Annotated in this window: 37 protein-coding genes; 32 read left to right on the forward strand and 5 right to left on the reverse strand. The window is 47.9% G+C overall.

All coding sequences use genetic code 11. The annotated features are described in order from the left end of the window. The first annotated feature begins 25 nt into the window (after positions 1-25). The 30 genes from rnr to rplQ all read left to right on the forward strand — a co-directional run bounded on the left by rnr (position 26) and on the right by rplQ (position 17,382). Positions 26-2,491, forward strand: coding sequence for a ribonuclease R (gene rnr, locus CEQ48_RS06025; RefSeq protein WP_089070640.1), 2,466 nt, complete (start codon positions 26-28; stop codon positions 2,489-2,491). Between the two features lie 7 nt (positions 2,492-2,498). Then, positions 2,499-3,242, forward strand: coding sequence for a 23S rRNA (guanosine(2251)-2'-O)-methyltransferase RlmB (gene rlmB / locus CEQ48_RS06030; protein WP_000064142.1), 744 nt, complete (start codon positions 2,499-2,501; stop codon positions 3,240-3,242). Between the two features lie 470 nt (positions 3,243-3,712). Then, positions 3,713-4,024: a 30S ribosomal protein S10 gene (gene rpsJ, locus CEQ48_RS06035; protein WP_001181007.1), complete on the forward strand. Its 312-nt coding sequence runs from the start codon at positions 3,713-3,715 to the stop codon at positions 4,022-4,024. Between the two features lie 14 nt (positions 4,025-4,038). After that, entirely contained in the window at positions 4,039-4,668 is a 630-nt protein-coding gene (rplC, locus tag CEQ48_RS06040; RefSeq protein WP_000579664.1) for a 50S ribosomal protein L3, read from the forward strand. A gap of 16 nt (positions 4,669-4,684) precedes the next feature. Continuing rightward, on the forward strand, positions 4,685-5,287 hold the full coding sequence (gene rplD / locus CEQ48_RS06045) for a 50S ribosomal protein L4 (protein ID WP_000422344.1): 603 nt from the start codon (positions 4,685-4,687) through the stop codon (positions 5,285-5,287). Beyond that, positions 5,284-5,586: a 50S ribosomal protein L23 gene (gene rplW, locus CEQ48_RS06050; RefSeq protein ID WP_000617542.1), complete on the forward strand. Its 303-nt coding sequence runs from the start codon at positions 5,284-5,286 to the stop codon at positions 5,584-5,586. Before rplD ends, rplW begins: the two co-directional genes overlap by 4 nt. 16 nt (positions 5,587-5,602) lie before the next feature. After that, the gene (gene rplB, locus CEQ48_RS06055; protein WP_055029222.1) at positions 5,603-6,427 is read left to right on the forward strand and encodes a 50S ribosomal protein L2; all 825 of its coding nucleotides are present in this window, start codon (positions 5,603-5,605) and stop codon (positions 6,425-6,427) included. 20 nt (positions 6,428-6,447) lie between these two features. After that, complete coding sequence (gene rpsS / locus CEQ48_RS06060) at positions 6,448-6,726, forward strand: 30S ribosomal protein S19 (protein WP_001138114.1); 279 nt, start codon at positions 6,448-6,450, stop codon at positions 6,724-6,726. A 10-nt stretch (positions 6,727-6,736) separates the two neighbouring features. After that, positions 6,737-7,069: a 50S ribosomal protein L22 gene (gene rplV / locus CEQ48_RS06065; protein WP_000387269.1), complete on the forward strand. Its 333-nt coding sequence runs from the start codon at positions 6,737-6,739 to the stop codon at positions 7,067-7,069. A gap of 19 nt (positions 7,070-7,088) precedes the next feature. Beyond that, on the forward strand, positions 7,089-7,790 hold the full coding sequence (gene rpsC, locus CEQ48_RS06070; RefSeq protein WP_000529940.1) for a 30S ribosomal protein S3: 702 nt from the start codon (positions 7,089-7,091) through the stop codon (positions 7,788-7,790). A gap of 11 nt (positions 7,791-7,801) precedes the next feature. Further along, entirely contained in the window at positions 7,802-8,212 is a 411-nt protein-coding gene (gene rplP / locus CEQ48_RS06075; protein WP_089070641.1) for a 50S ribosomal protein L16, read from the forward strand. Then, complete coding sequence (rpmC, locus tag CEQ48_RS06080) at positions 8,212-8,403, forward strand: 50S ribosomal protein L29 (protein WP_000647192.1); 192 nt, start codon at positions 8,212-8,214, stop codon at positions 8,401-8,403. Before rplP ends, rpmC begins: the two co-directional genes overlap by 1 nt. Beyond that, a complete protein-coding gene (rpsQ, locus tag CEQ48_RS06085; RefSeq protein WP_001280802.1) occupies positions 8,403-8,657 on the forward strand; it encodes a 30S ribosomal protein S17 in 255 nt (84 codons plus the stop codon). Before rpmC ends, rpsQ begins: the two co-directional genes overlap by 1 nt. 162 nt (positions 8,658-8,819) lie before the next feature. Next, complete coding sequence (rplN, locus tag CEQ48_RS06090) at positions 8,820-9,191, forward strand: 50S ribosomal protein L14 (RefSeq protein ID WP_000615540.1); 372 nt, start codon at positions 8,820-8,822, stop codon at positions 9,189-9,191. A gap of 12 nt (positions 9,192-9,203) precedes the next feature. Next, positions 9,204-9,521, forward strand: a complete 318-nt coding sequence (gene rplX, locus CEQ48_RS06095; RefSeq protein ID WP_000729178.1) for a 50S ribosomal protein L24 — start codon at positions 9,204-9,206, stop codon at positions 9,519-9,521. Between the two features lie 24 nt (positions 9,522-9,545). Then, positions 9,546-10,085, forward strand: coding sequence for a 50S ribosomal protein L5 (gene rplE, locus CEQ48_RS06100; protein ID WP_001096208.1), 540 nt, complete (start codon positions 9,546-9,548; stop codon positions 10,083-10,085). A 17-nt stretch (positions 10,086-10,102) separates the two neighbouring features. Continuing rightward, positions 10,103-10,408 carry a 30S ribosomal protein S14 gene (gene rpsN / locus CEQ48_RS06105; RefSeq protein WP_001118926.1) on the forward strand — a complete coding sequence of 102 codons (306 nt, stop codon included), beginning with the start codon at positions 10,103-10,105 and terminating at the stop codon, positions 10,406-10,408. A gap of 29 nt (positions 10,409-10,437) precedes the next feature. Continuing rightward, complete coding sequence (gene rpsH, locus CEQ48_RS06110) at positions 10,438-10,830, forward strand: 30S ribosomal protein S8 (protein WP_089070642.1); 393 nt, start codon at positions 10,438-10,440, stop codon at positions 10,828-10,830. Between the two features lie 14 nt (positions 10,831-10,844). Next, complete coding sequence (gene rplF / locus CEQ48_RS06115; RefSeq protein WP_000091926.1) at positions 10,845-11,378, forward strand: 50S ribosomal protein L6; 534 nt, start codon at positions 10,845-10,847, stop codon at positions 11,376-11,378. A gap of 9 nt (positions 11,379-11,387) precedes the next feature. Continuing rightward, positions 11,388-11,741 carry a 50S ribosomal protein L18 gene (rplR, locus tag CEQ48_RS06120; protein WP_000358092.1) on the forward strand — a complete coding sequence of 118 codons (354 nt, stop codon included), beginning with the start codon at positions 11,388-11,390 and terminating at the stop codon, positions 11,739-11,741. A 14-nt stretch (positions 11,742-11,755) separates the two neighbouring features. After that, a complete protein-coding gene (rpsE, locus tag CEQ48_RS06125) occupies positions 11,756-12,259 on the forward strand; it encodes a 30S ribosomal protein S5 (protein ID WP_001040926.1) in 504 nt (167 codons plus the stop codon). A gap of 6 nt (positions 12,260-12,265) precedes the next feature. Continuing rightward, entirely contained in the window at positions 12,266-12,442 is a 177-nt protein-coding gene (rpmD, locus tag CEQ48_RS06130; protein WP_000201159.1) for a 50S ribosomal protein L30, read from the forward strand. A gap of 5 nt (positions 12,443-12,447) precedes the next feature. Continuing rightward, positions 12,448-12,882: a 50S ribosomal protein L15 gene (rplO, locus tag CEQ48_RS06135; protein WP_000926115.1), complete on the forward strand. Its 435-nt coding sequence runs from the start codon at positions 12,448-12,450 to the stop codon at positions 12,880-12,882. 20 nt (positions 12,883-12,902) lie between these two features. Further along, entirely contained in the window at positions 12,903-14,237 is a 1,335-nt protein-coding gene (gene secY / locus CEQ48_RS06140) for a preprotein translocase subunit SecY (protein ID WP_089070643.1), read from the forward strand. 38 nt (positions 14,238-14,275) lie between these two features. Continuing rightward, positions 14,276-14,389 carry a 50S ribosomal protein L36 gene (gene rpmJ / locus CEQ48_RS06145; RefSeq protein ID WP_000868186.1) on the forward strand — a complete coding sequence of 38 codons (114 nt, stop codon included), beginning with the start codon at positions 14,276-14,278 and terminating at the stop codon, positions 14,387-14,389. A 149-nt stretch (positions 14,390-14,538) separates the two neighbouring features. Further along, entirely contained in the window at positions 14,539-14,895 is a 357-nt protein-coding gene (gene rpsM, locus CEQ48_RS06150) for a 30S ribosomal protein S13 (protein ID WP_000090771.1), read from the forward strand. A gap of 19 nt (positions 14,896-14,914) precedes the next feature. Continuing rightward, entirely contained in the window at positions 14,915-15,304 is a 390-nt protein-coding gene (gene rpsK / locus CEQ48_RS06155; protein WP_001118870.1) for a 30S ribosomal protein S11, read from the forward strand. A 27-nt stretch (positions 15,305-15,331) separates the two neighbouring features. Further along, complete coding sequence (gene rpsD, locus CEQ48_RS06160) at positions 15,332-15,952, forward strand: 30S ribosomal protein S4 (RefSeq protein ID WP_000135216.1); 621 nt, start codon at positions 15,332-15,334, stop codon at positions 15,950-15,952. A gap of 24 nt (positions 15,953-15,976) precedes the next feature. Further along, a complete protein-coding gene (locus CEQ48_RS06165) occupies positions 15,977-16,969 on the forward strand; it encodes a DNA-directed RNA polymerase subunit alpha (protein ID WP_001162087.1) in 993 nt (330 codons plus the stop codon). A 26-nt stretch (positions 16,970-16,995) separates the two neighbouring features. Beyond that, positions 16,996-17,382: a 50S ribosomal protein L17 gene (rplQ, locus tag CEQ48_RS06170; RefSeq protein ID WP_001216360.1), complete on the forward strand. Its 387-nt coding sequence runs from the start codon at positions 16,996-16,998 to the stop codon at positions 17,380-17,382. Between the two features lie 143 nt (positions 17,383-17,525). On the opposite strand, the gene CEQ48_RS06175 is transcribed toward rplQ, so the two are convergent. Both CEQ48_RS06175 and bamJ read right to left on the reverse strand, forming a co-directional pair. Continuing rightward, positions 17,526-18,002, reverse strand: a complete 477-nt coding sequence (locus CEQ48_RS06175; protein ID WP_000559325.1) for a DUF2780 domain-containing protein — start codon at positions 18,000-18,002, stop codon at positions 17,526-17,528. Between the two features lie 141 nt (positions 18,003-18,143). After that, a complete protein-coding gene (bamJ, locus tag CEQ48_RS06180) occupies positions 18,144-18,764 on the reverse strand; it encodes a BamJ family beta-barrel-assembly machinery protein (protein WP_000005601.1) in 621 nt (206 codons plus the stop codon). 225 nt (positions 18,765-18,989) lie between these two features. Here bamJ and CEQ48_RS06185 point away from each other — a divergent pair, with 225 nt between their 5' ends. After that, positions 18,990-19,556: an OapA family protein gene (locus CEQ48_RS06185; RefSeq protein WP_181715079.1), complete on the forward strand. Its 567-nt coding sequence runs from the start codon at positions 18,990-18,992 to the stop codon at positions 19,554-19,556. Here CEQ48_RS06185 and CEQ48_RS06190 read toward each other — a convergent pair. Further along, positions 19,506-20,399 carry a DMT family transporter gene (locus tag CEQ48_RS06190; RefSeq protein WP_089070645.1) on the reverse strand — a complete coding sequence of 298 codons (894 nt, stop codon included), beginning with the start codon at positions 20,397-20,399 and terminating at the stop codon, positions 19,506-19,508. The genes CEQ48_RS06185 and CEQ48_RS06190 overlap by 51 nt on opposite strands. A 2-nt stretch (positions 20,400-20,401) precedes the next feature. Continuing rightward, complete coding sequence (locus CEQ48_RS06195) at positions 20,402-20,851, reverse strand: GNAT family N-acetyltransferase (protein ID WP_000611535.1); 450 nt, start codon at positions 20,849-20,851, stop codon at positions 20,402-20,404. Positions 20,852-21,076: 225 nt separating this feature from the next. Here CEQ48_RS06195 and dbpA point away from each other — a divergent pair, with 225 nt between their 5' ends. Continuing rightward, positions 21,077-22,459, forward strand: coding sequence for an ATP-dependent RNA helicase DbpA (gene dbpA / locus CEQ48_RS06200; RefSeq protein ID WP_000993354.1), 1,383 nt, complete (start codon positions 21,077-21,079; stop codon positions 22,457-22,459). Between the two features lie 11 nt (positions 22,460-22,470). Here the strand turns inward: dbpA and CEQ48_RS06205 are convergent, their stop codons facing one another. After that, a complete protein-coding gene (locus tag CEQ48_RS06205) occupies positions 22,471-23,031 on the reverse strand; it encodes a Crp/Fnr family transcriptional regulator (RefSeq protein WP_001148835.1) in 561 nt (186 codons plus the stop codon). Between the last annotated feature and the right edge of the window lie 109 nt (positions 23,032-23,140).

The following is a 23,140-nucleotide window of genomic DNA, read 5'->3' on the forward strand; positions in this document are numbered from 1 at the left end:
CCTTCCTAGATAAGCAGGTCTGCCTATGTCTGATACCACACATCTTGATCCTTTCGCTGATCGCGAAGCCGACAATTATGACAATCCAATTCCGAGTCGTGAGTACATTCTCGAATTTTTAACCCAAGCCAATGTTCCCATGAATCGCAACGATCTGTTCGAAGCCCTCAAACTAGAAGGCGAAGAGCAATATGAAGGGTTGCGTCGTCGCCTGCGGGCAATGGAACGAGATGGCCAACTGGTGTTCACGCGCCGTCAATGCTATGCCTTGCCAGAAAAGCTGGAAATGGTGAAAGGCTATGTGATTGGCCACAAAGACGGCCACGGCTGGGTTCGTCCAGAAGGAAGCTTAAACAAAGAAGGCGATATTTTATTGCCCCACCACCAGATGCGTACGCTGATCCATGGTGATTTTGTCTTAGTGCAGCCGAGCGGTACTGATAAACGTGGCCGTAAAGAAGGGCGCTTAGTACGCATTCTCGAAGAGCGTAATGGCCAAATTGTCGGGCGTTTCTTCTTTGAATACGGCTATTCGTACGTGGTGCCGGATGACTCACGCATTCACCATGACATTCTGATCCCCAATGACTTACGTGCTGGCGCTCGCATGGGCAACGTGGTCGTGATTGAAATTACCGACCGTGGCACGCGTAACCGCGGCATGATGGGTAAAGTCGTTGAAGTGTTGGGTGAAAACATGGCCCCGGGTATGGAAACGCAAATTGCGATTCGTACTCACCAAATTCCCCATGAATGGCCCGCAGAAGTTGAGCAGCAAGTAGCGGGATTGACCGAGGAAGTGCCTGAAGAAGCCAAGCAAGGTCGTGTCGATCTACGTGCTTTGCCATTAGTCACGATCGATGGCGAGGATGCTCGAGATTTCGATGACGCTGTCTATTGTGAAGCGAAAAAAGGCGGTGGCTGGCGTTTATGGGTCGCGATTGCCGACGTGAGCTATTACGTACGTCCCGATACCGCGCTGGATAAAGAAGCGATCAACCGCGGTAACTCGGTCTATTTCCCATCGCAAGTTGTCCCAATGTTGCCGGAAGTGCTGTCGAACGGCCTCTGTTCACTCAACCCACAAGTGGATCGCTTGTGCATGGTGTGTGAAATGACCGTATCGGAAACGGGTAAGCTCTCGGGCTACAAGCATTACGAAGCGGTAATGAACTCGCACGCTCGCCTGACTTACACCAAAGTGCATGAAATCCTCGAAGGAGATGAAGAACTGCGTGAGCGTTATAAAGCGCTGGTTCCTCATCTTGAAGAGTTGCACAAAATGTATCAGGTGCTGAAAAGTGCACGCGATGAGCGTGGCGCGATTGAGTTTGAAACCGTTGAAACCAAATTCATCTTCAATGCTCAGCGCAAGATTGAAAGCATTGAGCCTGTTGTACGTAACGATGCACATAAGCTAATTGAAGAGTGTATGATCCTCGCCAACATCGCCTCAGCCTCTTTGGTCGAAAAAGCCAAAGAAGCGGCGTTGTACCGTGTCCATGAGCCACCAGGTGAAGAGCGTCTCACTGGCTTCCGTGATTTCCTCGGTGAATTGGGGCTCGATCTCTCCGGTGGCCTTGAGCCATCACCGACCGACTACGCCAATTTAATGAAGCAAATTGGTGAACGTCCAGATAAAGAGCTTATCCAAACCATGTTGCTGCGCTCGATGAAACAAGCGGTGTATAACGCGAATAACGCGGGTCACTTTGGCTTGGCGTTGAAACGTTACGCACACTTTACGTCGCCAATCCGTCGTTACCCGGATTTGCTGCTGCATCGCGCGATCAAGTATTTGATCGCGAAGCAAGAAGGGCGCAACCAAGACCGTTGGACTCCAACCGGTGGCTATCACTACTCCTTCGATGACATGGACTTCTACGGTGAGCAGTGCTCCATGACTGAGCGCCGCGCTGATGATGCCACACGCGAAGTCGCAGACTGGCTCAAATGCGAGTACATGCAAGATCATGTGGGTGAAGAATTAGAAGGCGTCGTCGCGAACGTCACCAGTTTCGGCTTCTTTGTCCGTCTCACTGAGCTGCATATCGACGGTCTGGTGCACATTTCCACTCTGGCCAACGATTACTACCATTATGACCCAATTGGTCAACGTCTGGTTGGTGAAAGCTTTGGTGCCATCTACCGCCTTGGCGATGCGGTGAAAGTAAAAGTGCTAGCGGTAAACTTGGACGATCGTCAAATTGACTTTGAATTGGTTGAAACAAGTCGTAAGCTACGCGGCCAAGGTAAAACGGCGAAGAAACGAGCCGAAGAAGCCAGAGCGAAAGCGCAAGGTAAAAAAGAGGCTGCAACCAAAGGCGGCCGCGGTAAAGCACCGGTGAAATTACAGGCTAAACCACAGGCAGAAGCAACACGTCACCCAGAGGGTGAAGGTCGGGCTAAGCCGAAAAAGACCAAAGCGCCGAAAAAACGTAAAGACCAAGCTCGTAAGAAAACCAGCAAAGCACGAGACAAAACCAAATAGGTAAAACATGAGTAACGAATTGATTTATGGCATCCACGCAGTGAACGCGGTATTGCAACGCGATCCCGCGCGTTTTGTCGAAGCGTATGTGCTAAAAGGTCGTCAGGATGATCGCCTGCTACCTGTGCTCAACGAACTGATGCGCCTTGGTGTTTCAATTCAAGAGATGAGCCGTAAAGCGCTGGATGACAAAGCGGAAGGCGCAAACCATCAAGGACTGATTGCCCGTGTTAAACCCGCTCGTCAACTCAATGAAAATGATCTTGACGATATTCTCGCTCAGCATGAACAGCCATTGCTGTTGGTGCTAGATGGAGTAACTGATCCGCACAACCTCGGGGCTTGCCTGCGTAATGCCGATGCGGCAGGTGTGGCGGCAGTCATTGTTCCCAAAGACAAATCAGCACCACTGACCGCAACTGTCAGTAAAGTGGCGTGTGGCGCGGCGGAAACGGTACCGCTCGTGCGCGTCACTAACTTGGCGCGTACCATGCGCGCACTACAAGAAAAAGGTGTCTGGTTTGTAGGGACAGCAGGCGAAGCGACTCACGACATTTACCAAAGCAAACTGACCGGGCCGCTGGCGATTGTAATGGGCGCAGAAGGCGATGGCATGCGTCGTTTAACGCGTGAAACCTGTGATGATTTGATTAAAATCCCGATGGCAGGCAGCGTATCAAGTCTAAACGTGTCTGTAGCTTGTGGGGTCTGTTTATTTGAAGCAGTACGCCAGCGTATGGCGAATCGGTAAGCTCAATCATTCCATCATAGTAAACGGGCACTTGAGAGTGCCCGTTTTTCTTGTCATCCCTAAACCACTGCATTTAGCGGTCGTGATTGTTTGGCGCATGTATAAACACTCCAGTGACGTTATCGTTAACAGAGATTTAATTCCGTTTATTTTTCAAACATACCTTGCAACTGAAACTGTGATCGGTATAATGCCCGGCACTGGTTTAGCCAGTTGTGAACCAATGAGCAGTGAGGAGCTGTCCCATCTTATTGATAGGTCAGGTAATGTATACTCAGCTTATGTTCGCAGTTAATAAAAATTTAGCTTTCTACTATCTTGCGATAGTTCAGGTTAATCACCTATTAGCTGACAATGCGTCCTAATCTTGGATGCTACGGTTTCACATAAATCAATCGGCATTCTCTCGTCTTATCGAGTTTGAGTGGCGATATTGTTTGTGTAATTTTTTAATATTGGAGCTCTGTCTCATGCAGAACCAACGTATCCGTATCCGCCTGAAAGCTTTCGATTACAAACTGATCGATGCTTCTACAGCGGAAATCGTTGAAACAGCTAAGCGCACTGGCGCACAGGTTCGTGGTCCAATCCCACTGCCAACTCGTAAAGAGCGTTTCACTGTTCTTATCTCTCCACACGTTAACAAAGATGCTCGTGATCAGTACGAAATCCGTACTCACAAACGTCTAATCGACATCGTTGAACCAACAGACAAAACTGTTGATGCTCTGATGCGTCTAGACCTTGCTGCGGGCGTTGACGTACAAATTAGCCTAGGTTAAGGGAGATTAGAAGAATGATTGGTCTAATCGGTCGTAAAGTGGGCATGACCCGCGTATTTACTGAAGACGGCGTTTCTATCCCAGTAACTGTTGTTGAAGTTGAAGCAAACCGCGTTTCTCAAGTGAAAACTCTTGAAACTGATGGCTACGCTGCAATCCAAGTCACTACTGGTACTAAGAAAGCTAACCGTGTTACTAAGCCAGAAGCTGGTCACTTCGCGAAAGCGGGTGTAGAAGCTGGTCGTGGTCTTTGGGAATTCCGTTTGGAAAACGGTGAAGAGTTTGCAGTAGGTTCAGAACTGACTGTTGAACTGTTCAACGAAGTAAAAAAAGTAGACGTTACTGGTACATCTAAGGGTAAAGGTTTCCAAGGTGCTGTTAAGCGCTGGAACTTCCGCACTCAAGATATGACTCACGGTAACTCATTGTCTCACCGTGCTCCTGGTTCAATTGGCCAATGTCAAACTCCAGGTCGCGTGTTCAAAGGCAAAAAAATGGCAGGTCACATGGGTGCTGAGCGTGTAACGACTCAAAACCTAGAGATCGTACGTGTTGACGCTGAGCGCAATCTGCTTCTGATTAAAGGTGCAGTCCCAGGCGCAACTGGCGGTAACGTGATCGTCAAACCAGCTGTTAAAGCGTAACGTCTAGGAGTAAGTAATGGAATTGATGGTTAAAGGTGCTAACGCACTAACTGTTTCCGAAACTACTTTCGGACGTGAGTTCAACGAAGCTCTTGTACACCAAGTAGTTGTTGCTTATGCAGCAGGTGCTCGTCAAGGTACTCGTGCTCAAAAGACACGTTCAGAAGTTTCTGGCGGTGGCGCTAAGCCATGGCGTCAAAAAGGTACTGGCCGTGCACGTGCTGGTACAATCCGTAGCCCAATCTGGCGTACAGGTGGTGTTACTTTTGCTGCGAAACCACAAGATCACAGCCAAAAAGTAAACAAGAAAATGTACCGTGGTGCTATGAAGAGCATTCTGTCTGAGCTAGTTCGTCAAGAGCGTTTGATCGTTGTTGAAAACTTCTCAGTTGAAGCTCCAAAGACCAAAGCTCTGGTAGCTAAGCTAAAAGAACTTGAGCTGAACGATGTTCTCATCGTTACTGGCGAAGTAGACGAAAATCTGTTCTTAGCTGCGCGTAACCTGTACAAAGTTGACGTGCGTGACGTAACTGGTATCGACCCAGTAAGCCTGATCGCATTTGACAAGGTTCTAATGACTGCTGCTGCAGTTAAGCAAGTTGAGGAGATGCTGGCATGATCCGTGAAGAGCGTCTACTAAAAGTTCTACGTGCTCCGCACATCTCTGAAAAAGCAACTATGTCTGCTGAGAAATCGAACACTATCGTTTTCAAAGTAGCAAAAGATGCCACTAAGAAAGAGATCAAAGCAGCTGTAGAAAAGCTATTTGAAGTTGAAGTTAAGTCTGTAAATACCCTGATCATCAAGGGTAAGACCAAGCGTCAAGGTCTGCGCCAAGGCCGTCGTTCAGACGTGAAAAAAGCGTACGTGACTTTGAATGAAGGTCAAGATCTTGACTTCGTTGGCGGCGCGGAATAACAGGAGTAGTTGAAAAATGGCTATTGTTAAATGTAAGCCGACTTCGGCTGGTCGTCGTCACGTTGTTAAAGTTGTTAACGCTGACCTGCACAAGGGTAAGCCATACGCACCTCTTCTAGAGAAAAACTCTAAGAACGGTGGTCGTAACAACAACGGTCGTATCACAGTACGTCACATCGGTGGTGGCCACAAGCAACACTACCGTTTGGTTGACTTCAAACGTACTAAAGACGGTATCCCAGCGAAAGTTGAGCGTCTAGAATACGATCCAAACCGTAGCGCAAACATCGCTCTCGTTCTGTACGCAGACGGTGAGCGTCGTTACATCATTGCACCGAAAGGCCTGCGTGCTGGTGACGTTATCCAATCTGGCCCAGATGCGCCGATCAAAGCGGGTAACGCAATGCCGATGCGCAACATCCCAGTTGGTTCAACTATCCACAACGTTGAATTGACTCCAGGAAAAGGTGCACAGCTGGCTCGTTCTGCTGGTGCGTACGCGCAACTAGTAGCTCGTGACGGTTCATATGTAACTATCCGTCTACGTTCTGGTGAAATGCGTAAAGTGCTGTCTGAAGGCCGTGCAACTATCGGTGAAGTAGGCAATGCTGAGCACATGCTGCGTGAACTAGGCAAAGCTGGTGCAGCGCGCTGGCGTGGTGTTCGTCCAACCGTTCGCGGTGTGGTAATGAACCCGGTTGATCACCCACACGGTGGTGGTGAAGGCCGTACTTCTGGTGGTCGTCACCCAGTATCTCCTTGGGGCGTTCCAACCAAAGGCTACAAGACACGTAGTAACAAACGCACTGACAAGTACATCGTACGTCGTCGTAATAAGTAATCTATTTAAGAGGATAAGCCATGCCACGTTCTCTCAAGAAAGGTCCATTTATTGACCTACACTTGCTGAAGAAGGTAGAGAAAGCGGTGGAAAGCGGAGACAAAAAGCCTATTAAGACTTGGTCCCGTCGTTCAATGATCATTCCAACAATGATCGGTTTGACCATCGCTGTCCATAATGGTCGTCAACACGTTCCAGTTTTCGTAACTGACGAGATGATCGGTCACAAATTGGGCGAATTTGCACCTACTCGTACTTACCGCGGTCACGCTGCGGATAAGAAAGCTAAGAAGAAATAAGGGGTAAATAATGGAAGCTATCGCTAAACATAACTTTGCTCGTATTTCTCCTCAGAAAGCTCGCTTAGTTGCAGACCAAATCCGCGGTAAATCTGTGGATCAAGCGCTAGAACTTCTGACTTTCAGCAACAAAAAAGCGGCTGAACTGGTTAAGAAAGTTCTGGAATCTGCAATCGCGAACGCAGAGCACAACGAAGGTGCAGACATCGACGATCTACGTGTCGCTAAAATCTTCGTAGATGAGGGCCCAGTCATGAAGCGTATTATGCCTCGTGCTAAAGGCCGTGCGGATCGTATCTTGAAGCGTTCAAGCCACATTACTGTGGTTGTCGCAGATCGCTAAGAGACTAGGAGAGTAAGCAATGGGTCAGAAAGTACATCCAAATGGTATTCGTCTAGGCATCGTTAAGCCTTGGAATGCTACATGGTTTGCTAACACCAAAGATTTCGCTGACAACCTAGACGGCGACTTCAAGGTACGTCAATACCTGTCTAAGGAATTGGCAAACGCGTCTCTGTCACGCATCGTTATCGAGCGTCCTGCGAAAAGCATCCGTGTGACTATTCACACTGCTCGTCCAGGCGTTGTTATCGGTAAGAAAGGCGAAGACGTTGAAAAACTGCGTGCAGCAGTAGCAAAAATTGCTGGCGTACCAGCGCAAATCAACATCGCTGAAGTACGTAAGCCTGAGCTGGATGGTCAGCTTGTGGCTGATAGCATCGCGTCTCAACTAGAGCGTCGCGTAATGTTCCGTCGTGCTATGAAGCGCGCAGTACAAAACGCAATGCGCCTAGGCGCTAAAGGTATCAAAGTGGAAGTAAGCGGTCGTTTAGGCGGCGCTGAAATCGCTCGTTCAGAGTGGTACCGTGAAGGTCGCGTACCTCTACACACTCTGCGTGCTGACATTGATTACGCAACTTCTTCGGCTCACACCACCTACGGTGTAATCGGCGTTAAAGTCTGGATCTTCAAAGGTGAGATCCTGGGCGGTATGCCAGCAGCAACTGAAGCTGCAGAGCCAAAGGCTGACAAGCCGAAGAAGCAGCGTAAAGGCCGTAAGTAAGGAGTCGACAGATGCTACAACCTAAACGTACTAAGTTCCGTAAGGTTCAGACTGGTCGTAACCGTGGTCTCGCGAAAGGCACTGAAGTAAGCTTCGGCTCTTTTGGTCTTAAAGCTATTGGCCGTGGTCGTCTGACTGCTCGTCAAATCGAAGCAGCACGTCGTGCTATGACGCGTCATATCAAGCGTCAAGGTAAAATCTGGATCCGTGTGTTCCCAGACAAACCAATCACTGAAAAACCACTAGAAGTTCGTCAAGGTAAGGGTAAAGGTAACGTTGAGTACTGGGTAGCCCTGATCCAACCTGGTAAGGTTATGTACGAAGTTGATGGTGTACCTGAAGAATTGGCACGTGAAGCGTTCCGCCTAGCGGCTCGCAAACTGCCATTCAAGACTACATTTGTAACTAAGCAGGTGATGTGATGAAAGCACAAGATCTACGCGAAAAGAGCGTTGAAGAGCTGAACTCTGAGCTACTGAATTTGCTGAAAGAGCAGTTCAACTTGCGCATGCAAGCTGCAACTGGTCAACTACAGCAGACTCATACTCTGAAAGCTGTACGCCGTGATATCGCACGTGTGAAAACTGTTTTGACTGAGAAGGCAGGCGCATAATGAGCGACAAAATTCGTACTCAACTAGGTCGTGTTGTTAGCGACAAGATGGACAAGTCTATCGTTGTTGCTATCGAGCGCATGGTGAAGCACCCTATCTACGGTAAATTCGTTAAGCGCACGACTAAAGTACACGCACATGACGAAAACAACGAGTGTGGCATTGGCGACACCGTTGAAATTCGTGAATGTCGTCCATTGTCTAAGACTAAGTCTTGGACTCTGGTGAAAATTGTAGAAAAAGCGAAGATCTAATCTCCACTTTTTCTCGCAAATCAGGCGGCTCCAATTATTTTTGGAGCCGCTTGTTTTTTGACTACCCAATCAAAAAAAAGGGTGGTACAATTCGCGTCCCTTTAAAGAGGCAGCCCGACCCGAGATGGGTCTAGTTTTTTTAATATTTAGCGGAGCACTAACATGATCCAAATGCAAACTATGCTGGATGCAGCTGATAACTCAGGCGCTCGCAGCGTAATGTGTATTAAGGTTCTGGGTGGCTCTCACCGTCGTTACGCCCACGTTGGCGACATCATCAAAGTTACCGTTAAGGAAGCAATTCCTCGCGGTAAAGTAAAGAAAGGTGATGTATTAAAGGCGGTGGTAGTTCGCACCCGTAAAGGCGTACGTCGTCCAGACGGTTCTGTCATTCGCTTCGACCGTAATGCTTGCGTTCTGTTGAACAACAACAGTGAGCAACCTATCGGTACACGTATCTTTGGTCCAGTGACTCGTGAACTTCGTAATGCGAAATTCATGAAGATTGTATCACTGGCTCCAGAAGTTCTGTAAGGAGCGGCAACAATGGCAGCTAAAATCCGTCAAAATGACGAAGTAATCGTTCTTGCTGGGAAAGACAAAGGCAAGAAAGGTAAAGTAACTAAGGTTCTGGCAACTGGTAAAGTTATCGTTGAAGGTATCAATCTAGTTAAGAAACATCAGAAACCTGTTCCTGCAATGGGTGTCCAAGGTGGCATCGTTGAGCAAGAAGCAGCGATCGACGTTTCTAACATTGCGATTTTCAACGCAAAAACTGGTAAAGCAGACCGCATCGGTTTCCGTTTCGAAGATGGTAAGAAAGTTCGTTTCTTTAAATCTAACAACGAAATCGTTTCTAACTAATTAGAAGTAATTTGGAGTTCTACTATGGCGAAACTGCATGATTACTACAAGTCGTCTGTAGTCGCTGAGCTGACCAAACAGTTCAGTTACACAAGCGTCATGCAAGTCCCTAGAATTGAGAAAATCACCCTCAATATGGGCGTTGGTGAAGCAATCAACGATAAGAAACTACTTGAAAATGCAGCGTCTGATATGGCGATCATCTCTGGCCAAAAGCCACTGATCACTAAAGCGCGCAAATCTGTAGCTGGTTTCAAAATTCGTGAAGGCTACCCAATTGGTTGTAAAGTAACCTTGCGTGGCGAGCGCATGTGGGATTTCTTGGAGCGTTTGATTTCTATCGCTCTACCACGTGTACGTGACTTCCGCGGTGTTAACGGCAAGTCTTTTGACGGTCGCGGTAACTACAGCATGGGCGTTCGCGAGCAAATCATCTTTCCGGAAATCGACTACGATAAAGTCGATCGTGTACGCGGTCTTGATATCACTATCACGACTACCGCTGGTACCGATGAGGAAGGCCGTGCTCTGCTGGCTGCCTTTAACTTCCCATTCCGTAAGTAAGGTGAAGGGTTACTGTTATGGCTAAACAATCAATGAAAGCACGTGAAGAAAAACGTGCGAAGCTGGTAGCTCAGTTCGCTGAAAAGCGTGCAACTCTGAAAGCTATCATCAGCGATGTAAACGCATCTGAAGAAGATCGTTGGAACGCGGTTCTTAAACTGCAATCTCTTCCACGTGATTCAAGTCGTTCTCGTCAGCGTAACCGTTGCAACCAAACTGGTCGCCCACACGGTTTCCTACGTAAGTTCGGTCTAAGCCGTATTAAAGTTCGTGAAGCTTGCATGAAAGGCGAGATTCCAGGACTTCGTAAGGCTAGCTGGTAATTGCCACTTAATCATTTGGAGTAAAGTTTATGAGCATGCAAGATCCGATTTCGGATATGCTGACCCGCATTCGTAACGGTCAGGCAGCAAACAAAGTTGCTGTAAAAATGCCTTCTTCAAAGCTGAAAGTTGCAATTGCTGCACTTCTGAAAGCAGAAGGTTATATCGCTGATTTCGCTGTTGAAGGCGAAGTGAAAGCAGAACTGGAAATCACTCTTAAGTATTTCCAAGCAAAACCAGTAATCGAGCAAATCAAACGCGTATCTCGTCCAGGTCTTCGTGTTTACAAGAAGAAAGGTGAGCTGCCATCTGTAATGGGTGGTCTAGGCGTTGCTGTCGTTTCCACTTCCAAGGGTCTGATGTCAGATCGCGCTGCTCGCAAAGCAGGTCTTGGCGGTGAAATCATTTGCTACGTAGCATAATTAAGGAGTAGAACATGTCTCGTGTTGCTAAAGCACCTGTCGCTATTCCAGCTGGCGTAGAGGTGAAACTGAACGGCCAAGAGATCACTATCAAAGGTGCTAAAGGCGAACTTTCTCGCGTTTTCCACAAAGGCGTAGTGATCGCACAAGAAGACAACCAACTGACTTTTGGCCCACGTGAAGGCGTAGCCAATGCATGGGCACAAGCAGGTACTGCACGTGCTCTAGTTAAGAACATGGTTGTTGGTGTTACTGAAGGCTTTACTAAGAAACTCGTTCTGAAGGGTGTTGGTTACCGTGCTGCTATGAAAGGCAACGCTGTTGGCCTGACTCTGGGTTTCTCCCACCCTGTTGAGCATGAACTGCCAGAGGGTATTAAAGCTGAATGTCCAAGCCAAACTGAAATCGTACTGACTGGTTGTGACAAACAACTTGTTGGTCAGGTTGCGGCTGACATTCGTTCTTACCGCGCGCCTGAGCCATACAAAGGCAAAGGTATTCGTTACGCAGATGAAAATGTGCGTAGTAAAGAAGCTAAGAAGAAGTAAGGTAACACTATGGATAAGAAAGCATCTCGCATCCGTCGTGCTACACGTGCACGTCGTAAGATTGCAGAACTGGGTGCAACTCGCCTAGTAGTACACCGTACTCCTCGTCACGTGTACGCACAAGTGATTGCAGCTAATGGCTCTGAGGTTATCGCCGCCGCTTCTACTGTAGAAAAAGCGATCCGTGAGCAAGTGAAATACACCGGTAACATCGATGCAGCGAAAGCAGTGGGTAAAGCTGTTGCAGAGCGCGCACTTGAAAAAGGCGTAACTGTAGTTGCGTTTGATCGTTCTGGTTTCCAATACCACGGTCGAGTAGCAGCGCTAGCAGATTCTGCTCGCGAAGCTGGTCTGAAATTCTAAGGTAGGGTTGGAAGATGGCTAAAGAACAACAAGTTCAAGCGAATGATTTGCAAGAAAAATTAATCGCAGTTAACCGTGTTTCTAAAACGGTTAAAGGTGGTCGAATCATGAGCTTTACTGCACTGACTGTAGTTGGTGACGGTAACGGTCGTGTAGGTTTCGGTTACGGTAAAGCCCGTGAAGTACCTGCTGCGATCCAAAAAGCAATGGAAAAAGCACGTCGTAGCATGGTTACGATCGCGCTGAACGAAGGAACTCTTCACCACCCAGTGAAAGGTCGCCATTCGGGCTCTAAAGTTTACATGCAGCCTGCTGCAGAAGGTACTGGTGTAATCGCAGGTGGTGCGATGCGTGCAGTACTTGAAGTTGCTGGTGTACACAACGTTTTGTCTAAAGCGTACGGTTCTACTAACCCAATCAACATCGTTCGTGCAACGATTGATGCGCTAGTAGACGTTAAGTCACCAGAAATGGTTGCTGCTAAACGTGGTCTAACTGTTGAAGCGATTTCGGAGTAAGAACACATGGCAACTATTAAAGTAACTCAAACTAAAAGCTCAATTGGTCGCCTGCCAAAGCACAAAGCTACACTGCGCGGTTTAGGTCTTCGTAAAATCAACCACACAGTAGAACTTGAAGATACGCCATGTGTTCGTGGCATGATCAACAAGGTTTACTACATGGTTAAAGTTGAGGAGTAATCATAATGCTATTGAATACTCTATCACCGGCTGCGGGTTCTAAACATGCTCCAAAGCGTTTAGGTCGTGGTGTCGGTTCAGGCCTTGGTAAAACAGGTGGCCGTGGTCACAAAGGTCAAAAGTCACGTTCTGGCGGCAAAGTACGTCCAGGTTTTGAAGGCGGTCAAATGCCTCTGAAACAACGTCTACCAAAATTCGGCTTCACTTCTCGTAAGAGCTTTGTGTCTGCTGAAGTTCGTCTGTCTGAATTGGCGAAAGTAACCGGTGACGTAGTTGATCTTAATGCTCTGAAAGCCGCAAACCTCGTTACTAAAAACATCGAGTTTGCAAAAATCGTTCTTTCTGGCGAGATCAACAAAGCAGTGACTGTAAAAGGTCTGCGCGTGACTAAAGGCGCTAAAGCTGCAATCGAAGCTGCAGGCGGTAAAATCGAGGAATAATCTCGAGGATTGAGGTACAGATGGCTAGAAAACCAGGACAAGATTTTCGTAGTGCTCAGAGCGGCTTAAGTGAACTGAAGTCGCGCTTATTCTTCGTAATTGGTGCACTTTTAGTATTCCGAGCCGGCTCTTTTGTGCCGATTCCTGGTATTGACGCTGCTGTACTTGCCGAATTGTTCGAACAGCAAAAAGGTACCATCGTAGAAATGTTTAACATGTTCTCCGGTGGTGCTCTTGAGCGTGCATCTATTTTAGCACTGGGCATCATGCCGTATATTTCGGCGTCAATTGTTGTCCAGTTGCTAACAGTAGTTCATCCAGCGTTAGCGGAACTCAAGAAAGAGGGTGAAGCAGGCCGTCGTAAGATCAGCCAATATACGCGCTACGGCACGCTTGTACTTGCAACATTCCAAGCAATTGGTATTGCAACAGGCTTACCAAGCATGGTCAACAATCTGGTTGTTATCGACCAAACCATGTTTACCCTGATTGCGACCGTGAGTTTAGTAACTGGTACCATGTTCCTAATGTGGTTAGGTGAACAAATTACAGAGCGTGGAATTGGAAACGGTATTTCGATACTGATTTTCGCAGGTATTGTTGCTGGGTTGCCTTCAGCAATCGGTCAAACAATCGAGCAAGCGCGTCAAGGTGAACTGCATGTACTTCTTCTGCTGTTAATCGCAGTGCTCGCTTTTGCTGTGATTTACTTCGTTGTTTTCATGGAGCGTGGTCAACGTCGCATCGTTGTTAACTACGCGAAGCGTCAACAAGGTCGTAAAGTGTTCGCAGCTCAAAGCACTCACTTGCCGTTGAAAATCAACATGGCTGGTGTGATTCCTGCGATTTTTGCGTCAAGCATTATCCTGTTCCCAGGAACATTGGCGCAGTGGTTTGGTCAGAACGGTGAAAGCAGCACATTCGGTTGGCTAACTGATGTGTCTTTAGCTTTGAGCCCAGGCCAGCCCCTGTATGTAATGCTTTATGCAGCGGCGATTATCTTCTTCTGTTTCTTCTATACCGCGTTGGTGTTTAACCCGCGTGAAACGGCAGATAACTTGAAGAAGTCTGGTGCATTCGTACCCGGTATCCGCCCAGGTGAACAGACAGCGAAATATATCGATAAAGTAATGACACGTTTAACCCTTGCTGGTGCACTGTATATTACTTTTATCTGTCTGATCCCTGAGTTCATGATGGTCGCGTGGAACGTACGTTTCTACTTTGGCGGCACATCACTACTGATTGTAGTTGTCGTGATCATGGACTTTATGGCACAGGTACAGACCCATTTGATGTCTCATCAATATGAGTCTGTGTTGAAAAAAGCAAATCTGAAAGGCTACGGCCGTTAATACGGCAGGCAGTTCAGATAGATTTACGGAGTTTAGCAATGAAAGTTCGTGCTTCCGTTAAAAAAATCTGCCGTAACTGTAAAGTTATCAAGCGTAACGGTGTCGTTCGCGTGATTTGCAGTGAGCCAAAGCACAAGCAGCGCCAAGGCTAATTAGCAGAAATTTTTTACTTGAAAATTAAGGTAGTGTCGAGTATATTCCTCGGCCTACCTTTTGCGTGCAAAAGAAGTAGTATACCGCAACGTATCCTCGACGGGCTTTGTTGCGGGTAATTCTTTGATGAAAGTACTAGGAGTGCATAGTGGCCCGTATAGCAGGCATTAACATTCCTGATCATAAACACGCTGTAATCGCTTTAACTGCGATCTACGGTATCGGTAAAACTCGTTCAAAAGCTATTCTAGCTGACTTGGGTATTGCTGAAAGTGTTAAGATCAGTGAACTAACTGAAGAGCAGATCGATCAACTGCGTGATGGTGTAGCTAAGTACACTGTAGAGGGTGATCTACGTCGTGAAGTTTCCATGAACATCAAGCGCCTAATGGATCTTGGTTGTTACCGTGGTCTTCGTCATCGTCGCAGTCTACCACTACGTGGACAGCGTACTAAAACCAACGCTCGCACCCGTAAGGGTCCGCGTAAGCCGATCAAGAAATAATCGGGAAGGGTAGAGTACAATGGCTAAACAACCAACTCGCGCACGTAAGCGTGTACGCAAGCAAGTTGCTGATGGCGTAGCGCATATCCACGCATCTTTCAACAACACAATCGTAACCATTACGGACCGTCAAGGTAATGCTCTTGCTTGGGCAACTGCTGGTGGTTCTGGTTTCCGCGGTTCTCGTAAGTCTACTCCGTTCGCTGCACAGGTTGCTGCTGAGCGTTGTGCTGAAATGGCTAAAGAATACGGCCTAAAGAACCTAGAGGTTATGGTTAAGGGTCCTGGTCCAGGTCGTGAATCTACTGTTCGCGCTCTGAATGCAGCTGGTTTCCGTATCACGAACATCGTTGATGCTACACCAATCCCTCATAACGGTTGTCGTCCACCGAAGAAACGTCGCGTTTAACGTTTCTAGGAAGATTGGAGAAAGATCATGGCAAGATATTTGGGTCCTAAGCTGAAGCTTAGCCGCCGCGAAGGTACTGACTTGTTCCTTAAGTCAGGCGTTCGTGCGATTGATACCAAGTGTAAAATTGATAACGCACCAGGCGTACACGGCGCTCGTCGCGGTCGTCTGTCTGAGTATGGCGTTCAGCTTCGTGAGAAGCAAAAAGTTCGTCGTATTTATGGCGTTTTAGAAAAACAATTCCGTAACTACTACAAAGAAGCTGCTCGCCTGAAAGGCAACACAGGTGAAAACCTGCTTCAGCTTCTGGAAGGTCGTCTGGATAACGTAGTTTACCGTATGGGTTTTGGTGCAACTCGCGCTGAAGCACGTCAGCTGGTTAGCCACAAAGCTATCCTAGTAAACGGTAAAGTAGTAAACGTTCCTTCTTTCAATGTTGCGGCAAACGACGTTGTTGCAGTTCGTGAGAAAGCGAAAAAGCAATCTCGCATCAAAGCAGCTCTAGAAGTTGCTGAACAACGCGAAAAACCAACTTGGATTGAAGTCGATGTAAACACGATGGAAGGTACTTTCAAGCGTATGCCTGAGCGTTCCGATCTGTCTGCTGACATCAACGAACAATTGATCGTCGAGCTTTACTCTAAGTAAGGTTTAAACTAAAGAGAGGACACAATGCAGGGTTCTGTAACAGAATTTCTTAAGCCACGTCTTGTTGATATCGAACAAATCAGCACGACACACGCAAAAGTAACTCTTGAGCCGTTAGAGCGTGGTTTCGGCCATACTCTGGGTAATGCACTTCGCCGTATTCTTCTATCTTCAATGCCAGGTTGTGCTGTGACTGAAGTAGAGATTGAAGGCGTTCTTCACGAGTACAGCACCAAAGAAGGTGTTCAGGAAGATATCCTTGAGATTCTCTTGAACCTGAAAGGTCTGGCTGTTCGCGTTGCCGAAGGCAAAGATGAAGTGTTCATTACACTGAACAAATCAGGCTCGGGCCCTGTGGTTGCAGGTGACATCACCCATGACGGTGATGTAGAGATCGTAAACCCTGAACACGTTATTTGTCATTTAACCTCTGACAATGCTGCGATCGCTATGCGTATCAAAGTAGAACGTGGTCGTGGTTATGTTCCAGCTTCTGCCCGTATCCATACTGAAGAAGATGAGCGTCCAATTGGTCGTTTGCTTGTTGACGCGACTTTCAGCCCAGTAGACAAAATTGCCTACTCTGTTGAAGCAGCTCGTGTTGAACAGCGTACTGACTTGGACAAGCTTGTTATCGATATGGAAACTAACGGTACTCTTGAGCCTGAGGAAGCAATCCGTCGCGCAGCAACAATTCTTGCTGAGCAATTGGATGCGTTCGTAGATCTTCGTGATGTACGTGTACCTGAGGAGAAGGAAGAGAAGCCAGAATTCGATCCGATCCTACTGCGTCCTGTAGACGATCTTGAACTAACAGTTCGCTCTGCTAACTGTCTGAAAGCAGAAGCGATTCACTACATCGGTGATCTGGTACAGCGCACTGAGGTTGAGCTTCTTAAAACGCCAAACCTCGGTAAGAAGTCTCTTACAGAGATTAAAGACGTGCTTGCATCACGTGGTCTGTCTCTGGGCATGCGTCTAGAAAACTGGCCACCAGCGTCAATCGCTGAAGATTAATCGATATTAGTTAGAAGGATTAGGTCATGCGCCATCGTAAGAGTGGTCGTCAACTCAACCGCAACAGCAGTCATCGCAAAGCGATGTTCAGCAACATGGCTAGCTCTCTAGTACGTCATGAAGTTATCAAGACTACTTTGCCAAAAGCGAAAGAGCTGCGTCGCGTCGTTGAGCCTTTGATTACACTAGCTAAGACTGACAGTGTTGCTAACCGTCGTCTAGCATTTGCTCGCACTCGTGATAACGAAGTGGTAGCAAAACTGTTTAACGAACTAGGTCCACGTTTCGCTGCACGTCAAGGCGGCTACACTCGTATTCTGAAGTGTGGTTTCCGTGCAGGTGACAAAGCTCCAATGGCATACATTGAGCTGGTTGATCGCCCAGAAGCTGCTGTTGAAGCTGCTGCTGAGTAATCAGTTCGTCATGCAATAAAAGAGCCGGGCTAGCCCGGCTTTTTTATTTCTATTTTCTGCTTTATCTGGGTGTGAAGCGTAGGTGTTGTGCTTTTTCTCACTGTATCTCGATTTCACACTGTATATCGATAGTGGGCATGGCATTACTGCCATAGCTTACCTAATGACGCCAATAGGTCTTGACTCGCACCTTGCTGAGTCAGGTATTGCATCAAAACAGGTACGAACTGTTCAACCATGCTGGCATCCAGTCCTAATGTATTAAAGGCTTGGTTCACTTCTTTGCGTTGCAAAATCGTGCTGAGGTTTTGATTTGGGATAAGACCATTCAAATCATTAAGGTTTGGGATTAATTGGAGCAACTCGCTTTTTTGATCGGCATTTAGGTTGTTTTGAGCCTGCGCAAGCAAGGTCGCTACGCCACCTCCCGCTTGTTGCGGTGAAAGAGGAAATTGACTGGTAAATTGAGTCAATAACTCTTGTGTTGCTTTGGATTGGGAGAGGGTTTCACCAACTAATCCAGCGAGGTCGTTTGAACCTAAAGATTTGAGGTCAGGGAAAGCCAGAGCGGATGTGCTGGCGAGCGTCGAAATAAGTAAGGCAGTAAAACGATAGTGCATGATCACTCTCCATAAATGGCGCATAACGTATTTTCTTATTCGGTTCAAAGGTTCAGATCGAAACCTTGGATGTGAGATAGTTTAATGAAAAAAGAGCGACCCAGTGGGTCGCTCTTTGTCACATAATTGCGAAAGAGAAACTTACAGGATATCCAGCAGTTCGACTTCAAACACTAACGCTGCAAATGGAGGAATCGCTGCGCCTGCGCCACGCTCGCCATAAGCAAGGTTGTGTGGAATGTAGAGTTTCCACTTCGAGCCAACAGGCATCAGTTGCAGAGCTTCAACCCAACCGCGGATCACGCCAGTCACCGGGAATTCAGCAGGTTGGCCGCGTGATACTGAGCTATCAAACACAGTGCCATCAACCAGTTGGCCGTGGTAGTGTACGCGAACAGACTTATCGGATGTTGGGATTGCGCCATTACCTTCAACCAGTACTTCGTACTGCAGGCCTGACTCAAGAACCGTCACTTCTGGACGTAGAGCATTATCTTTCAGGAAAGCTTCACCTTCAGAAGCGGCCACTTTAGCGGCTTCTTGGCGGGCTTCTTCTGCACGCATATGAATCGCATGTAGAGCTTGGTTGATCTCATCAACAGAAATCGCTGGCTGCTCGCCAACAAGAGCGGTGGCGATACCCGCAGCAATCGCCGCTACGTTTAGGCCTTCAAGGCCACTACCTGCCAACTGTTGACCCATTTGTAGGCCAATGCCGTAGCTTGCTTTCTGTTCTACGGTTTCAAATTTTACTTCAGACATAAAAGTCACTCTTGGTCGTTCAATAAAGGCGACAGAATAGCAGGTTAGGTAGAGTGATGAAACGTTTAGCGCCCAATCGTTGCTATCCGTTCGGTGTGACTTGTCGCAGAAAGTTCAGCGAAAAACTTCAAGTTTGTGTCAAGCTTTGGCTTTCATGTCACTCGACTCTATACTCTAACCTCATGAATTTTTATACTGTGGGCAAGTAATTAAAGGACTTTGAACATGAACCGCCGCCACAAGAAGCCGCAGCAAACTGATTATCTGGCCAAAGTGCAGAATTATTGGCAGCAATTGGATTGGCCACGCTATCGCCAACAACTGCATGCGTTATGGTTGCGCTTGCCTCCTTTTCATCGTCGTGGCTTGATGGTGCTCACGCCAACTGTGTTGGTATTGATGGTGATCCCTTTGCCGGACAAGCAAGAAGTGGCAGCTGAAACTCCTGCCACGTCAAAGCGGATTGAGGTTGGGATCAATACGCAAAGCTTGAGTGAACAACGCACGCAAGCGCAAACTGCCCTTAAATCTTCGGCATGGCAAGAGTACGTGGTGCGTCAGGGGGATACTTTGTCCCAGGTGTTTCGTAACAACGAGCTACCACTCACCGACATTAATGCGCTGGTTAAGGTGGAAGGTTCTGATAAACCGCTGAGCCAAATCCAAGCCGGTCAACTGATCCGCTTTAAATTGGCGGAAAACGGTCAATTAGACATTTTGCAGCTTGAACGTAATAACCAATCAGTGATGTTCTTCCGTCTCTCTGATGGTGGCTTTGGGCGCAGTAAGTAATCCCCACCACTTTGCCAGCCATGCGCTAGGCAACAGAGGCAGAATAATCATTCCGATCCCAAGCCAAGTTAGTGCGTCCAGCATTTCAGCAAACCAGAATGCGCCAAAAGCCGCAACAAAGATCAATCCTGAATACTCAGCCAGTGCGATTTGACTGGCTGGCGCTTTCTGATACGCGGTGACGGCTAAACCGTTGTAGAGCAAAATCAATCCAGAACTTGCAGCAATCCATAACCACTGAGATAAGCTGAGCGGCTGCCAATAGGCGGCCGCCAGTAAGCCGGAAATGGGCAGTGAAAAAAGTGTGGTCCACATGAGTGTGGTCACGACAGGTTGGCGCTCAGGAATGGTGCGAGCGAGTAGGTTAAAGAGTGCCAACGAACATGCCGTACCCAAGGCAAACAGGGCTGCCCAATGAAATTGCGATGGGCGCAAGACAATCAGTACCCCAAGAAAGCCGGTGACGGTTGCGATAATCTTGCCGCGGCTTGGTCTCTCTTTCAGAAACAGAATTGAGAGAGGCAGCATCAATAGTGGCGCGGCGTAAAACACGGCATTGGCGGTGGCTAAGGGTAAATACGAAATCGCGACCACCATACAGCCAGCGCCCAGTAGCACTAAATGAGCGCGGATTAGGGTGACTTTAGGATCATGCAGTTGACGTAAGACTTTGGGCTGTTTTCGCCACACGGGCCAGATGAGAGCAAAAGCAAAGAGTTGGCGCAAGAACATATATTGAAAAGGTACGACTTCACCTTGCAGCATTTTGACTGCCACATCAGAGAGCGAAGCCGCCAAATTGCCCAGAACCAGTAGCCAAACAGCTAACGCTACAGGGTTCATGGTTAGGCTCTTTTCATATCAATGTGAGGAATGCCATCTTCTAGATAGGTTTCTGAGGTTGCGACAAAGCCATAGCGAGCATAAAACTCGCGCAGATGCTCCTGTGCACCAATTTCAATCGATTGTTGTGGCCATAAGTTTTGACACTGCTCAAGTGCCGTTTGCAATAGTTGGTGTCCTAAGCCATTGCCACGTGCACTGGCCTTAGTCGCCACACGGCCAAGGCTAACACTAGGATAGCTCACCCCGGCAGGCAGTAGACGTGCGCAAGCGACGAGCTCTCCATCTTGATAACCCAGCAGGTGATGCACTTCGTTGAGTGTATCTTTGTTATCCAATTCCGGGTAGGGGCAGGTCTGCTCGACCACAAAAACATCGACACGCAGTTTGAGTAGTTCGTACAGCTGTTGGGTGGTTAATTGGCAAAAAGGGATACATTGCCAGTTGATCATCTTTATCTCCTTAAATATGAAATCTATCCACTTCCTATGAGAAGCTGAAACGGCAAGTCATTTGGGTATGGGCGGATAGGAATAGCAGTACTGTAGCAGGCTGCGCAAAAACCAGCGTTAACAAAGGTTAAGGGCAAACAAGAAAATTTAAATCAATATTCACTGGAGCTCGGGCGCAAAATAACGATAATAGCGCTTCTTTTTTCGTCACTCTGAGGACACCCCTTGAACGCCAACTCTTTTGCTGCTTTGAATCTGAAGCCTGAACTTCTCGCTAACCTTGAAACCATGGGGTTTGCCACAATGACTCCGATTCAGGCGCAATCTCTTCCTGCGATCCTTAAAGGGCAGGATGTGATTGGCCAAGGCAAAACAGGCTCCGGTAAAACCGCTGCGTTTGGTCTTGGGGTACTATCCAACCTCAATGTGAAGCGCTTTCGTGTACAAGCCTTGGTGCTGTGTCCAACACGTGAGTTGGCCGATCAAGTCGCGACCGATATTCGTACGCTAGGGCGTGCTATCCACAATATCAAAGTGTTGACGCTGTGTGGCGGTATGCCAATGGGGCCGCAGATCGGATCCCTTGAGCATGGCGCACATATCTTGGTTGGAACGCCGGGACGGATTTTGGATCATTTGAGTAAGGATCGTATCGATCTGAGTGAGCTCAATACCTTGGTGTTGGATGAAGCGGATCGCATGTTAGAAATGGGTTTCCAAGAAGCGCTGGAGGCGATCATTGCTGCCGCGCCAGCCGAGCGTCAAACCTTGCTGTTTAGTGCCACTTACCCCGCGAGCATTGAGCAGATTGCGCAAAGCGTGACTCGCAATGCGCTGATGATTAAAGTCGAGGCGACCCACGATACTTCAAGCATTCGTCAATACTTCTACAAAGTAGAAGGCAGTGCTGCGCGTGATGAGGCTCTGGAAACGTTGCTCTTGCACCATCAACCGACTTCTTCGGTGGTGTTCTGTAACACTAAACGTGAAGTACAAAATGTTGCCGATGCCCTGCATCAAAGCGGTTTTAGCGTGATTGAACTGCATGGTGATATGGAGCAGCGTGAGCGTGACCAAGCTCTAGTGCAGTTTGCTAATAAGAGTATTTCTATTCTGGTCGCGACTGATGTCGCGGCTCGCGGTCTGGATGTGGATAACCTTGATGCGGTGTTTAACTACGATTTGTCACGCGATCCTGAAGTGCATGTACATCGCATCGGGCGTACTGGTCGTGCGGGAAGTAAAGGCTTAGCGTTTAGCTTCTTTAGTGACAACGAGAGCTACCGTGTAGCGCAAATTGATGAGTACATGGACATCGCGATTGAACCTTCAACCTTGCCGCAACCTGCTGCAGGCGCGCGTCCTTACGCCGCTAACATGGTGACCATTCAGATTGACGGTGGTAAGAAAGATAAGGTGCGTCCCGGTGATATTCTTGGCGCACTGACCAGTGATGGCGAACTGACCGCGGAGCATATTGGCAAGATTAACCTGTTCCCGATGCGTGCTTATGTGGCCGTGCACAAGAAAATCGCCCACAAAGCGCTGAATAAAATTGCCAACGGTAAGATGAAGGGACGCCAGTTCCGCGCTCGCTTACTCAAATAATATTACGCGTCCTATCTCAGCCGCGCTTTAATGCGGCTGAGGCTAATTGGCGTTATCCCCAAATACGCGGCGATGTGATGATCACAAAGCCGTGCCATCAAATCTGGAAACTGAGCACACATCACTTGGTAACGCTGTTCTGGGCGATAGAGCAACATAAAGCGCTCTTTTTGTTCCTTGTACAGCAGTTGCGTCTCAAGTAAGCGTTGATAGAGCGGGTGACCGCTAGAGCGCCATTCACGTAACACCTCAATCGGTACGCCCATCAGTTGTACTGGAGATAAGGTTTCCAGCATGAAGGGTGAGGCTTGCTCACGCAGCAAACTTTCAAAACCAATCGCCCAGTCTTGCTCCCAATAAAACTCTTTACTGAAACTTTTGCCCTCTTCGGTGAGATAGCAAGCGTGGCATAGCCCTGCGAGCACCCAATAGGCAAAGGGAGTGGTTTCTCCTTGTGCGACCAAGACATGTCGTGTTGGCAGCTCGAGTGGCTGAGCGACACTTTGCAATTGCGTGCATTCGGCATCGGAAAAACCATGCTGTTTTAGATAAGCGTGAAACTGTGCTTGCATAAAAGCCTCATAGAAAAGAAAACAGCCACTCTAGGTGGCTGTCTACTTTACGTGATAACCCTAGTGACTTGAAGCGGCTGCTGTATTGGTTGCCGTTTCAATAGGGGGT

The organism is Vibrio tarriae, assembly GCF_002216685.1.
GTDB lineage: Bacteria > Pseudomonadota > Gammaproteobacteria > Enterobacterales > Vibrionaceae > Vibrio > Vibrio tarriae.